Below are 12,179 nucleotides of genomic sequence, written 5' to 3' on the forward strand. Positions count from 1 at the left end.
ACCGGGCGCCGCGCCTCACAGCGCGCGCACGGTGCCCCCGATCTGGTCGAACAGCGCCTGCTGCCCCTCGCGGTCGGTGCTGATCGTCACGATGCAGGTCCGCCCGGAGGCGGGCACGTAGAACTGGGTGCCCCTGACCTTCACGCCGCCGGCGGTGAAGGTGTAGACGATCCGCACCGCCGTGCCCGCCCCGGCCCGTACCTCGCCCGCCTCCGACACCTCGGCGTCCAGCGTGGCGAGCTGCGCCTTGGCGTCGGCGATGAGCTGCGCGGCCGTGGCGCCGGTGCCGCGCTGGCAGAACCCGTTGAGGTTGGTGGCGAACTTGTCGGGCGAGCGCTCCACCGACGCCGGGTCGGACGCCCACACCGCCTTGCTCGTCACCAGCGCCTTGAGCGCCTGCTTGGCCTGGTCCAGCGCGGACCCGCTCAGCCCGCTCTGCGCCAGGCCCTGCTCGATGTCGTCCTTGGTCAGATCGAGCGTCGCCCACGACGCCGGCACCGCCACGCTCACCCCGTTGCCGGGCCCGCCCAGCCGCTTGAACCCCGCCGGCACCGGCGCCTCGGAGACCACCGGAGCGCTCGGTCCCGGATCGCCCCCGGTGCAACCGGCCACGCACACCACGAGCGCACCTCCGGCGAGAACCCGCTTAGCCCACCCCACGCTTCGCTCCCTGCGCTCCTCGGTCCGGACACCGGCCGGGGCTCGGTCGCACCGTGCCGCCGCCCCGAGACCCCACTGCCGAACGGTGACGGCCGGAGCCTACATCCCCCGGATGCCGCTGCTCCCGCCATGTGCCGGATTCGTTGCCGGTAGGAGGGGCGTGTGGCGGAGTCGGCCTATCTGTCCACCACCTCGTTCTTGCCGATCACGACCACGCCGCTGCGGGTGACGGCGAAGCGGGTGCGGTCGAGGTCGAGGTCGTAGCCGATGCGGGCGCCGTCGGGGATGACGACGTTCTTGTCGATGATGGCGCGCCGGATCATGGCGCCGCGGCCGACCTTGACGCTGTCCATCAGGACCGAGTCCTCGACCAGCGAGTGGGAGTGCAGCACGACGCGGGGGGAGAGGATCGAGCGCACGGCGGTGCCGCCGGAGACGATCACCCCGGGGGAGACCAGGGAGTCCAGGGCGCGGCCCACGCGGTCGCCGGTGTTGTGCACGAACTTGGCCGGCGGGAGCGGGTCGTGGCCGGTGAAGATGGGCCAGCGGTCGTTGTAGAGGTTGAAGACCGGGTGCGCGGAGATCAGGTCCATGTGCGCCTCGTAGTACGCGTCCAGCGTCCCCACGTCGCGCCAGTAGCCGCGGTCGCGCTCGGTGGAGCCCGGCACCACGTTGTCCTTGAAGTCGTAGACCTCCGCGCCGCCCGACTTGACCATCATCGGGATGATGTTGCCGCCCAGGTCGTGCTTGCTGGTCGGGTCGAGGGCGTCCTCCCGCAGCGCGTCGATCATGGCCTGGGTGCGGAAGACGTAGTTGCCCATCGAGGCGTAGACCTGGTCGGGCGCGTCCGGGAGGCCCACGGCGTCCTTGGGCTTCTCGCGGAAGGCGACGATCCTGCGCCCGGCGGGGTCGGTCTCGATCACGCCGAACTGGTCGGCCAGCGACAGCGGCTGCCTGATCGCGGCCACGGTCACGTCGGCGCCGGTGTCCATGTGCTGCTGCACCATCTGCCGGGGGTCCATCCGGTAGATGTGGTCGGCGCCGAACACGATCACGTGCTCGGGCATCTCGTCGTAGATCAGGTTCAGGTTCTGGAACAGCGCGTCGGCCGAGCCGGAGAACCAGCGCGGGCCGAGCCGCTGCTGCGCCGGCACCGGCGTCACGTAGTTGCCCAGCATGGCCGACAGCCGCCAGGTGCGGGAGATGTGCCGGTCCAGGCTGTGGTTCTTGTACTGCGTCAGGACGACGATCTTCAGATAGTGTCCGTTGGCCAGGTTGGAGAGCACGAAGTCGATCAGCCGGTAGATCCCGCCGAAGGGGACGGCGGGTTTGGCGCGATCCGCGGTCAGCGGCATCAGCCGCTTACCCTCGCCGCCGGCGAGCACGATCGCGAGGACACTGGGCGTCGTCATAAGCAGGACGATAACCGTACCAACCACCACGAAACATCATGCGGCTAAGGTGCGGGTATGCGTGTCGATCTGCTGACCCGGGAGTACCCGCCGGAGGTCTACGGCGGGGCGGGCGTCCATGTCGAATACCTCGCCCGCGAGCTGCGCCGAATCGCCGACCTGCGGGTCCGCTGCTTCGGCGCGCCCCGGGAGGTGGAGGGCGTCACCGCCTACGCCGTGCCCGGCGGGCTGGAGACGGCCAACGCCGCGCTCCAGGTGCTCGGCGTCGATCTGGAGATGGCCGCCGCCTGCGCCGGGGCCGACCTGGTGCACAGCCACACGTGGTACGCCAACTTCGCCGGCCACGTCGCCAAGATGCTGTACGGGGTGCCGCACGTCGTCACCACGCACAGCCTGGAGCCGCTGCGCCCGTGGAAGGCCGAGCAGCTCGGCGGCGGCTACACGCTGTCCTCCTGGGCCGAGCGCACCACGCTGCTGGCCGCCGACGCGGTGATCGCGGTGTCGGAGGGCATGCGCGCCGACGTGCTCGCGACGTACCCCGAGATCCCGCCGGAGCGCGTGTCGGTGATCCACAACGGCATCGACACCACCGAGTACGCCCCCGACCCCGGCACCGACGCGCTGGCCAGGCGGGGCATCGACCCCGGCCGCCCGTACGTCGTGTTCGTCGGCCGCATCACCCGGCAGAAGGGCCTGGTGCACCTGCTGCACGCGGCCCGCTCGCTGGACCCGGGCGCGCAGCTCGTGCTGTGCGCGGGCGCGCCCGACACGCCGGAGATCGCCGCCGAGGTCGCCGCGCTGGTCGAAGGGCTGGACCGGGAGGGCGTGGTGTGGATCTCCGAGATGCTGCCGCGCCCCGAGGTGATCCAGATCCTCAGCCACGCCACCGTGTTCGTCTGCCCGTCGGTGTACGAACCGATGGGCATCGTCAACCTGGAGGCGATGGCCTGCGAGACCGCCGTGGTCGCCACCGAGACCGGGGGCATCCCCGAGGTGGTCGCCGACGGCGAGACCGGGCTGCTCGTCCCGATCGACCAGGCCGCCGACGGCACCCCGCACGACCCGGAGGCGTTCGCCGCCGGGCTGGCGGAGCGGATCAACGCGCTGCTCGGAGCACCGGAGCGGGCCAGGGAGATGGGCCGGGCGGGGCGGGCGCGCGCGGTGGAGCACTTCTCCTGGCCGGCCATCGCCCAGCGCACCGCCGGCCTGTACGCCTCGCTGCTGTGAGGCTGCTATAACCTGGCGGTTGTGACGATCTCCGTCGGCCGGGCCCGCATGACCTTCACCGACCGCCACGGCGGCGTGAGCACCGGGCCCTACTCCAGCCGCAACCTCGGCGGGCTCGTCGGAGACGACCCCGAGGCGGTGGCCGCCAACCGGGCCAGGACCGCCGCCGAGCTGGGCCTGGCGGGTCTGGTCTTTCTGCGCCAGGTGCACGGCGCCGACGTGGCGTACGTGACCGCGCCCTTCACCGGCGACGCCCCGCCGCTCGACGGCTCGGTCACCGATCGGCCCGGCCTCGGGCTGGCGGTCCTGGGCGCCGACTGCGCCCCCGTACTGGTCGCCGATCCGGTCGCCGGGGTCGTCGGCGCGGCGCATTCCGGACGGCCCGGCACGCTGGCGGGCGTGGCCGGCAACCTGGTGGCGGAGATGGCGCGGCGCGGCGCGGAGCCGTCGCGGTGCGTGGCGGTGATCGGGCCGGCCGCCTGCGGGCGCTGCTACGAGGTGCCCGAGGCGATGCGCGAGGAGGGGGCGGCCCGCGTACCCGAGACGTGGTCCACCACGAGCTGGGGCACCCCCGCGCTCGACCTGCGCGCCGGCATCGCGGCCCAGCTCGTCAAGGCCGGCGTCGGCGAGGTGCGGCACGACGACCGGTGCACGATCGAGAGCGAGGAGCTGTTCTCGCACCGGCGCGAGCGGGTGACCGGCAGATTCGCCGGCATCGTCTGGCTCACCTGAAACCGGCCCCGATATCGGGAATGTGACGCCGATCACATCTGACTCTTGCCTTTGCGGGCTGTCCGGATCCATGCTCTGGTGAAGGAACCGATTCACCTCGGGGGTGCAATCGCGGGAGGCGCCTTCATGACACAGGAAGGCACGCAGACACGTCCACTCGGAGTCAGCCGTCCCGACCTCGCCGTCGCCGACCTTCCCTCGCCCGAGGAGGTCTTCAAGGTCAGCCGGCTCGGTCCCAAGGAACTGTTCAAGTACGCCGTCGGCCCGAGCCTGATCGCGCTGGGGATCTCGATCGGCAGCGGTGAGTGGCTGCTCGGGCCGCAGGCGGTCGGGCAGTACGGGTTCGTCGGGGTGGGCTGGGTGATCCTGGTCTCGGCCCTGCTCCAGACCTTCTACAACGTCGAGTGCTCGCGCTACGTCGTGGCGACCGGCGAGACCCCGGTCGTCGCGTGGGGCCGGGTGCCACCGGGGTACCTGCTCTGGGTCCCCCTGTCCGTGTTCATCGTGATATTCGCCTTCATCGCGGGCGGCTGGGCGGCCTCCGCCGGCCAGGGCGTGTACGCCCTGGTGCACGGCGAGGTGCCGCCCGCGGGCGCCGAGGAGCCCCGGCTGTGGGCCATCGCCCTGCTCGTCCTGGTGTTCCTGATCACCGCCGCCGCCCGCCGCATCAGCCGCGCCCTGGAACTGGCCAACTGGATCATGGTGGGCTCGGTCCTGGTGGCGCTGCTGCTCATCGACCTGCTCGTGGTCCCGTTCGGGCAGTGGTGGGACGCCGTCCGCGGCTTCGTCACCCCGGCCGCCCCGCCCGCCGGCATCACCGCCACCCAGATCGGCGCCCTGGCCGGGTTCACCGCGCTGGCCTCCGGCCTGAACTGGTACGTCATGGGCCACTACCGCGACAAGGGCTACGGCATGGGCCACCGCGTCGGGTTCATCGCGGGCCTGCGCGGCGAGCGCAGGGAGATCCTGGCCAGCGGCGTGACCTTCCCCGAGAACGAGGCCAACGCCGGGATGTGGCGGCGCTGGTACCGGCTGCTGCTGGTGGACATGTGGGGCGTGTTCTTCGTCGGCGCGATCCTGGGCATGCTGCTGCCCACCATGCTCATGGCCCGCGCGGTGGAGCTGTCGGGCCAGAGGCCCACCCAGGCCAACGTGCCCACGTTCGTCGCCGCCGCGCTGAACGAGGAGTACGGCCGGGGCATGTTCTACATCGCCCTGATCGTCGGGGTGCTGATCCTGTTCTCCACCCAGCTCGGCATCTTCGAGGCCATGGTCCGGGTCACCACCGACGCGGCCCACTCCACCAGCCCCCGCCTGCGCGCGCTGATCGAGGGCGACCCGCGCCGGTTCTACTACCCGTTCATGATCGGCCTGCTCATCGTGATCGCGATCATCCTGCACTTCGCGCTGCCGGTCAGCCTGGTGCAATGGTCGGCGAACATGTCCAACCTGGGCGCGCTGATCTACCCGTTCCTGCTGATGTACCTCAACAGCAAGCTGCCCCGCCCGGCCCGCCCGCGCTGGTGGCACTACGTCATCCTGGTGCTCAACTTCCTGTTCTTCGGCTTCTTCTTCGTCAACTTCATCGCCGACTTCGTCGGCGACCCGCTGGTCACCTTCTGAACCGGTCACCTTCTGAACCGGTCACCTTCTGGAAGCGTGCTGAAGCGTGCCGACGCGGGCGAGGCAGGGCCCCGGCGCACCGCCGAGAGGTGCGCCGGGGCGGTCTTCGGGGCCGCTCAGATCTGGCGCAGGCGCACCTCGATGTCCTCGACGTCGGCCCGCAGCTCGGTCACCATCTGCCCGGCGAGCATCGTCGCGGGGGCGGACCGGCCCACGGCCAGCACCGTCTCGGCCATCCGCACGCCGTGCTCCAGATGGTCGGCCACCGCGCGCAGCCACAGCCGGTCGAAGGTCCGGCCCGAGGCCCGCTCCAGCTCCGCGACGGCCTCGGCGTCCAGCCCGTTCCCGTCGTGCCCCAGGTGCGCCTCGCCGGGCGGCGGCTTGCGCCACTCCTCCAGCCAGGCGGTCATCCTGTCGATCTCCTCGTCCTCCCCTTCGGCGATCCGTTCGGCCATGGAGGTCACGTACGGGTCGGTGGTCCGGCCGGTGACCAGCTCGGCCAGCTCGATCGTCATCATGTGATGCGGGATCATCTCGCGGCAGAACCGCACGTCCGACTCGTTGTACGCCGCGGTGGCCGCGGTGGTCGCGGCCGTCCGCGCGCCGGCCGCGACCGCGCTGTCGGCGTCGGCGGGGCCGGCGGGGGCGGATGAGCATCCCGCGAGCGCGAGCACGGCGGCCCCGGCGGCGGCCGTACGGAGGATCACGTCCATGAGCGTTCGTTGCGCGTTGCGGTCCACACGCAAGCAGGTACGGACGACGGTCCCCGGGAGTTCACCGGGCGCGCCGCGATCGGCGCCCGGTTGGCTAGCCTCAAGGCATGGCACAACGATCAGGGGCGCGACGGCGCTCACGGCTCCGCTATGGGCTGGCCGCGGCGGCGGCCCTGACCGCCGGGCTCTGGGCCCTGCGCGACATCCCGGCCTCGCTCGGCGCGCTGCCGAAGGGCGAGCGGGCCGAGCGCGTCCGCAGGTCGCCGCGGTTCCGGGGCGACAGCTTCCACAACCCGATGCCCAGCACCGTCGTGCCGTCCGGGCCGACGCGCAAGATCGTCCGTGACATGGTCTTCGTCGAGAGCACCCGCAAGCCGCGCGGCCCGATCCCACTGGTGACCCCGGCCACCGGCCCCGGCAGCGCCGCCCCCGCCGACGGCCTGTACGCCACCTGGTTCGGCCACGCCACCACGCTGGTGGAGATCGAGGGCCGCCGGGTGCTGTTCGACCCGATGTGGAGCGAGCGCTGCTCGCCGTCCGCGCACGTGGGGCCGCGCCGCCTGCATCCGCTGCCGCTGCCGATCGAGCACCTGCCCCACCTCGACGCGGTGGTGATCTCGCACGACCACTACGACCACCTCGACCGGGCCACGATCCGCACCCTGACCCGCACCCGCTCGGTGCCGTTCCTGGTGCCGCTCGGCGTCGGCGCCCACCTGGAGCGGTGGGGGGTGCCCCGGTCGCGGATCATCGAGCTCGACTGGGACGAGCAGGCCACGGTCGAGGGGGTGCGCTTCACCGCCACGGCCGCGCGCCACTTCTCCGGCCGCGCCTTCGCCCGCAACCGTACGCTGTGGGCGTCCTGGGCCCTGGCCGGCGAGCGCCGCCGCGTCTTCTACACCGGCGACTCCGGCTACTTCGACGGCTACGCCGACATCGGCGCGCAGCACGGCCCGTTCGACCTCACCCTGATGCAGATCGGCGCCTACAGCCACGCCTGGCCCGACGTGCACATGACCCCCGAGGAGGCGGTCACCGCGCACCGCGACCTGGGCGGCCAGGTGCTGCTGCCCGTGCACTGGGGCACGTTCACCCTGGCCTTCCACCCGTGGGGCGAGCCGGTGGACCGGCTGTGGCGCGAGTCCAAGGCCAGGGACGTCCGGCTGGCCGTGCCACGGCCGGGCGAGCGGATCAACGTGGACGACCCGCCGCCGGTGGACGCCTGGTGGCAGACCATCGCCTGAACCGCCAGGGCATCGCCTGAACCGCCAGACCATCACCTGAACCGGCGGACCATCGCCTGAGCCGCAGGGCCTGTCGCCGGGGGGCGCGACGGGCCCGCCGCCCGGTCAGCCGGTGGTGCCGCTGCGGTAGACCTGCCGGGCCAGCGAGGTCGTACGGCGTACCGACTCGCGCCAGGACGTGCCGGCGGGGTGGGCCGTCAGCAGCACCATCACCGTGCGGTCGCCCGCCCCCACGACCCCCGTCGTGTGCAGCACGGGCCGGCCGAGGTCGGGGACTCCGGCCCGCTCCCCGGCGGCTTCGAAGGAGGTCGCCGAGGTGCGCGCGCACGGCACGGGCGGCGTGGTGCCGAACCCCGACCAGCCCTGCTTGACCGCCCACGGCCGGGGCACGGCGCTCGGGATGCCGAAGGACTGGTCGAAGCCGTCGGTGCCGCACTTGGTCGACCTGCGCAGGTGCCCGAGGATCAGCCCACGGACCCGGGGGTCGGCGGTGTCGAGCAGGTAGCGGTAGGTGGCGGCGACGTCCCAGGCGCTGAGCGAGGTGTAGCCCCAAAAGCCCGGCTTGTGGTCCGGCGGGGGCGCGGTGTCGGCGAGCTTCAGCTTGCGCGCCATCCGCTCGATGATCCGCTTCTTGCCGCCCCGGTTCCAGAAGGTGGTCGCCGCGGCGTCGTCGCTGGAGCGCAGCATCACCTTCAGCAGCGCGGCGTCGGCCGCGGGGACCGTCCTGTGCGACTCCAGGTAGTCGATCGCGATCAGGATCTTCACCACGGACGCCGAGCGGAACGCGCGGTGCGCGTTCCGCTGCGCCGTCACCTTGCGGGCCACCCGGTCGAACACGACGTAGCCGGCGGTCGTGCCCGCGGGCACCTTGGGCTTCGGCGCGGCGGGCCGCTGCACCGCATCGCCCGCGCGGGCGTCACCGGTCCCGGCGGCGCGGGTGCCACTGGTGTCGGTCGCGCGGGTGCCGCCGGTCTCGGTGGCGCGGGTGCCGGCGGTGTCGGCCGGGAGCTCCGCAGGCGAGGCGGGGGCGGCGGTCTTGGCCGAGGCCGACCGGCGCCCTCCGGAGTCGGCCTCGACGGCCGCCGCGCATCCTGTCACGACCGGCAGCACCAGCATCCCGGCCAGCCACACCCCGAACTTGGTCATCCCACACCCCTACCAGATCGAGGTGCCCGCCTTCAGCGACTTGACCGGATTCGGGGGGTTCGGGGTTACCCCTGCCGCTCCAGGACCACGACCGGGATCTCGCGGGAGGTGCGCTTCTGGTAGTTGTCGTAGTCGGGCCATGCCTGGGTCATCACGCGCCACATGTCCGGCTTTTCGGACGGGGTGGCGTTGCGTGCGCGAGCATGGAATTTGTCGCCCTTGACCTGCACGCCCACTTCCGGATTGGCCTGGAGGTTGAGGTACCAGTCGGGGGGATTGGGGTCGCCGCCCTTGGAGGCGACCACGAGATAGTCATCACCGTAGCGCTGGTAGATCAACGGGGTGGTGTACTCCTTGCCGCTCTTGCGGCCCGTGGTGGTCAGCAGGAGTGTCGTGGTGCCCTGCCAGTCGTGGCCTTCGTCCCCATCGGTCTCGCGATAGCGCCTGACGTGCTCTTCGCCGAACAACATGTGCTGACCTCTCGAATATCTGCTTTGTGAAGCTTCACCTACCCAGGGAACGATGTCCTTCCCATTCGTCTTCCAGGGCGGAGTGCACGATCGAGTCGCGCCACACGCCGCGAGCGCGCACGTGGTGGCGGATGCGGCCCTCCTCCACCATGCCGGCCACGAGCATGGCGAGCTGGGCGGCGGTGTTGGCGGGGGCGCGGGCGCCCCAGATGCGGTGCAGCCCGAGGTGCTTGAAGCCGTACTGGAGCACCAGCCGGATCAGGTCGGCGCCCATGCCCCGGCCCCAGTGGTCGGGGCGCAGGCCGAGGCCGATCTCGGCGCTGTGGGGGTGGTCGGCCTCGATCCTGATCCGGGCGACGCCCACGACCTGGCCGGTCTCCAGCTCGACGACGGCGAGCACGTACAGGTGGCGGGGCTCGGCCGCGGCGGCGGCGAGCGCCTCGGCCACGATGTCCTCGACCTCGTCCCTGGTACGCGGCTCGAACGGCATGTGCTCGGTGGCGGCCGGATCGCCGTAGATCGCCAGCAGCGCGTCCACGTCGCCGAGCGTCACCTCGCGCAGCCCAAGGCCCATTCCGGTGATCTCGTAGCCGCGCATGGGCCTGACGCTAACGTCTCTCGTGGCGCAGGACCAGCTCTGGACCCGGCCCGCACCACCGATATGTCGCCCGTCCCGACGCATGTCCGGGTAACGGATGCGCCGGATTGCCGGTGGTTTGTGGCCGAAACCGGCGGCCCTACTCGACCACCAGGGTGACCGGGATGTTGCCGCGGGTGGCGTTGGAGTAGGGGCACATCTGGTGCGCCTTCTCCACCAGCGACTCGCCGACCTCGCCGTGCAGCGCGTCGGGCAGCTCCACGCGCAGCGTCACCTCCAGGCCGAACGCGCCGCCCTCAGAGGCGGCCAGGCCCACCTCGGCCGTGACCGACGCCTCGGACGCGTCCACCTTCTCCCGGCGGGCGACGGCCTGCAGCGCGCTGCCGAAGCAGGCGGCGTAGCCGGCGGCGAAGAGCTGCTCGGGGTTGGTGCCCGCGCCGGAGCCGCCCAGCTCCTTGGGCAGGGCGAGGGTGACGTCGAGCAGCCCGTCGGAGGAGACGGCACGTCCCTCACGGGTCGACGCGGTCGCGGTCGCGGTGTAGATCGTGCTCACGGTTTCTCCTCGTGGTCGTTCGCGCGGCGTGGTCGGTCGCGCAGCAGAATGATTGTGCACAACTGAATTGTGTGCAGTCAAGGTGTATCGTCGTGGGCATGGGGACGGATCATCTGGTGCTCGACCGGCAGCTCTGCTTCGCCGTGCACGCGGCCTCGCGCGCGTTCGACGCGGCGTACCGGCAGGTGCTGCGCGACCTCGACCTCGGCCTCACCTACCCGCAGTACCTGGCGATGATGGTGCTCTGGGAGCGCGGTCCGGTCACGGTCAAGGAGCTGGGCCTGGCGCTGCGCCTCGACTCCGGCACCCTGTCGCCGCTGCTCAAACGCCTGGAGGCGGCCGGCCACGTACGCCGTGAGCGCAGCGCGGCCGACGAGCGCTCGGTGATCGTCCGCCTGACGCCGGCGGGGGCCGCGCTCAGGGAACGGGCCCAGCAGGTGCCGCTCGCGATCGGCCGCGCCACCGGCCTGACCCGGGACGGCGCCATGGCCCTGCACGGCATGCTCGGCGAGCTGACCGCCACGCTCGACGCGTACGTCTCGCGGGGCGGCCCGGCCGAGGATCAGGCCGGCGGCACGGGCCGGTAGGGCACGGGGCTCGACAGCACCATCATGCTCGACGGCTGTCCGTACGGCGCGAGCCGGTCGATCAGCTCCTCGAACTCCGTCATCGACGGCGTCGCCACCCGCAGCAGACAGCAGGTGTCGCCGGTCACCCGGTGCACCTCCAGGATCTCCGGCCAGGCCATGGCCTGCTCGTCCCGCAGCACGCACCGCGCGCCGTAGCACGACATCCTGATCAGCGCGCTGACGGTCCGCCCCGCCGCCGCCAGATCCACCCGCGCGTGATACCCCGCGATCACCCCGGCGTCCTCCATCCGCCGCACCCGCTCGGCCACGGCCGGCGCCGACATGTGCACCCGCCGCGCCAGCTCACTGAAGGACAACCGCGCGTCCGCCTGCAACTCCGCCAGCAACGCCCAGTCCATCGCGTCCATCGTCCGCCCTCCCCCTGCCCCGGCTTGTCATCCGACAGCCGGAACACCGTTTTCCCCTTGCGATCCGAAGGTAGCGCGAGACCGCCCGAACAGGACAAATCCCAGCAGCACTCGGGGGTACGGCGGAGGCGGACGGGTCGTCTGCCGCGTGGGCGTGGCCTGAGGCCGCAGGCCCGTGACCGGATCGCCGTGCCGGTCCCCGCCGCTTCGGGCGCCCGCGCCCCGACCCGGGCCTTCCCCGTGGGCACCGCTATGGCGGGAGGCGGGCGGTGCACCATCGGGTGGGCCGGATGGCCTCGGCCGTCAGGTCGTTCCGGTTCGGGCCGACGCGGGAGGGGAGTCGCATTCGCGCTCGGTCACCCGTCCCCCTCTCGGTGATCCATCTCGCGTTGCCGGTTCCGTCGCCGGCGATCCGTGAGCTGCCGGGCGTGTCGCACAGCGACAGTGGTGGTGCCCGGAGAGCTCGCGCGGCGCCGCCCGTGGAGCGTGTAGGCTGTCTACATATAGAGCGCCTACATATAGGAGCGGGGATGCGGACAGTCGGTGTCGTCGTGGCGGCGGCCATCGGGGGGTTCATCGCGGGGATCGTCGTGTCCGAGGTCGTGGCCGTCGTGGCGCATCTGGGGTTCGGGCGGGCGGTGGGGGTGCGGTATCTGCCGGTGTTCACCGCCGTGGCGGGGGTGGGGGTGGCGCTGGTGGCCGAGCGGCGACGGCGGCGGCGGGGGTCCGGGGATCTGAAAATTACATCCCCGGATGGCCGTTGACGTGCGGTGACGGGGGGAGGAGCGGGGTGGCGCTGCGGGG

14 protein-coding genes are annotated in these 12,179 nt (G+C 72.0%); 6 read left to right on the forward strand and 8 right to left on the reverse strand.

Annotated elements, in window-relative coordinates; genetic code table 11:
• Positions 1-15: 15 nt before the first annotated feature.
• Together HNP84_RS05530 and glgC are read right to left on the reverse strand one after the other, a co-directional pair.
• Positions 16-660 (reverse strand): hypothetical protein, encoded by a 645-nt coding sequence (locus HNP84_RS05530; RefSeq protein WP_185048253.1) that lies wholly within the window; start codon positions 658-660, stop codon positions 16-18.
• 176 nt (positions 661-836) lie between these two features.
• Entirely contained in the window at positions 837-2,072 is a 1,236-nt protein-coding gene (gene glgC / locus HNP84_RS05535; protein ID WP_185048254.1) for a glucose-1-phosphate adenylyltransferase, read from the reverse strand.
• Positions 2,073-2,129: 57 nt separating this feature from the next.
• On the opposite strand from glgC, the gene glgA reads away from it, so the two are divergent.
• The 3 genes from glgA to HNP84_RS05550 all read left to right on the forward strand — a co-directional run bounded on the left by glgA (position 2,130) and on the right by HNP84_RS05550 (position 5,654).
• Positions 2,130-3,299 carry a glycogen synthase gene (gene glgA / locus HNP84_RS05540; protein ID WP_185048255.1) on the forward strand — a complete coding sequence of 390 codons (1,170 nt, stop codon included), beginning with the start codon at positions 2,130-2,132 and terminating at the stop codon, positions 3,297-3,299.
• A 48-nt stretch (positions 3,300-3,347) separates the two neighbouring features.
• A complete protein-coding gene (gene pgeF / locus HNP84_RS05545; protein ID WP_185048455.1) occupies positions 3,348-4,031 on the forward strand; it encodes a peptidoglycan editing factor PgeF in 684 nt (227 codons plus the stop codon).
• 126 nt (positions 4,032-4,157) lie between these two features.
• On the forward strand, positions 4,158-5,654 hold the full coding sequence (locus HNP84_RS05550) for an Nramp family divalent metal transporter (protein ID WP_185048256.1): 1,497 nt from the start codon (positions 4,158-4,160) through the stop codon (positions 5,652-5,654).
• Positions 5,655-5,770: 116 nt separating this feature from the next.
• Here HNP84_RS05550 and HNP84_RS05555 read toward each other — a convergent pair whose 3' ends face one another.
• Positions 5,771-6,367, reverse strand: coding sequence for a DUF305 domain-containing protein (locus HNP84_RS05555; RefSeq protein WP_185048257.1), 597 nt, complete (start codon positions 6,365-6,367; stop codon positions 5,771-5,773).
• A 107-nt stretch (positions 6,368-6,474) separates the two neighbouring features.
• Here HNP84_RS05555 and HNP84_RS05560 point away from each other — a divergent pair, with 107 nt between their 5' ends.
• Positions 6,475-7,611 (forward strand): MBL fold metallo-hydrolase, encoded by a 1,137-nt coding sequence (locus tag HNP84_RS05560; protein ID WP_185048258.1) that lies wholly within the window; start codon positions 6,475-6,477, stop codon positions 7,609-7,611.
• 105 nt (positions 7,612-7,716) lie between these two features.
• Here HNP84_RS05560 and HNP84_RS05565 read toward each other — a convergent pair whose 3' ends face one another.
• The 4 genes from HNP84_RS05565 to HNP84_RS05580 form a co-directional block, all read right to left on the reverse strand.
• Entirely contained in the window at positions 7,717-8,757 is a 1,041-nt protein-coding gene (locus HNP84_RS05565; RefSeq protein WP_221335876.1) for a D-alanyl-D-alanine carboxypeptidase family protein, read from the reverse strand.
• A gap of 65 nt (positions 8,758-8,822) precedes the next feature.
• Positions 8,823-9,227: a nitroreductase family deazaflavin-dependent oxidoreductase gene (locus tag HNP84_RS05570; RefSeq protein ID WP_185048259.1), complete on the reverse strand. Its 405-nt coding sequence runs from the start codon at positions 9,225-9,227 to the stop codon at positions 8,823-8,825.
• A 34-nt stretch (positions 9,228-9,261) separates the two neighbouring features.
• Positions 9,262-9,825, reverse strand: coding sequence for a GNAT family N-acetyltransferase (locus HNP84_RS05575; RefSeq protein ID WP_185048260.1), 564 nt, complete (start codon positions 9,823-9,825; stop codon positions 9,262-9,264).
• A gap of 139 nt (positions 9,826-9,964) precedes the next feature.
• On the reverse strand, positions 9,965-10,378 hold the full coding sequence (locus HNP84_RS05580) for an organic hydroperoxide resistance protein (RefSeq protein WP_185048261.1): 414 nt from the start codon (positions 10,376-10,378) through the stop codon (positions 9,965-9,967).
• 98 nt (positions 10,379-10,476) lie between these two features.
• On the opposite strand from HNP84_RS05580, the gene HNP84_RS05585 reads away from it, so the two are divergent.
• Entirely contained in the window at positions 10,477-10,965 is a 489-nt protein-coding gene (locus HNP84_RS05585; protein WP_185048262.1) for a MarR family winged helix-turn-helix transcriptional regulator, read from the forward strand.
• Here HNP84_RS05585 and HNP84_RS05590 read toward each other — a convergent pair.
• On the reverse strand, positions 10,941-11,375 hold the full coding sequence (locus tag HNP84_RS05590; RefSeq protein WP_185048263.1) for an Lrp/AsnC family transcriptional regulator: 435 nt from the start codon (positions 11,373-11,375) through the stop codon (positions 10,941-10,943). The two genes, HNP84_RS05585 and HNP84_RS05590, sit on opposite strands and share 25 nt — an antisense overlap.
• Positions 11,376-11,905: 530 nt before the next feature.
• On the opposite strand from HNP84_RS05590, the gene HNP84_RS05595 reads away from it, so the two are divergent.
• A complete protein-coding gene (locus tag HNP84_RS05595) occupies positions 11,906-12,139 on the forward strand; it encodes a DUF5957 family protein (RefSeq protein WP_185048264.1) in 234 nt (77 codons plus the stop codon).
• Positions 12,140-12,179 lie beyond the last annotated feature (40 nt).

The sequence above is a fragment of the Thermocatellispora tengchongensis genome (assembly GCF_014202315.1).
Classification (GTDB): Bacteria; Actinomycetota; Actinomycetes; order Streptosporangiales; family Streptosporangiaceae; genus Thermocatellispora; species Thermocatellispora tengchongensis.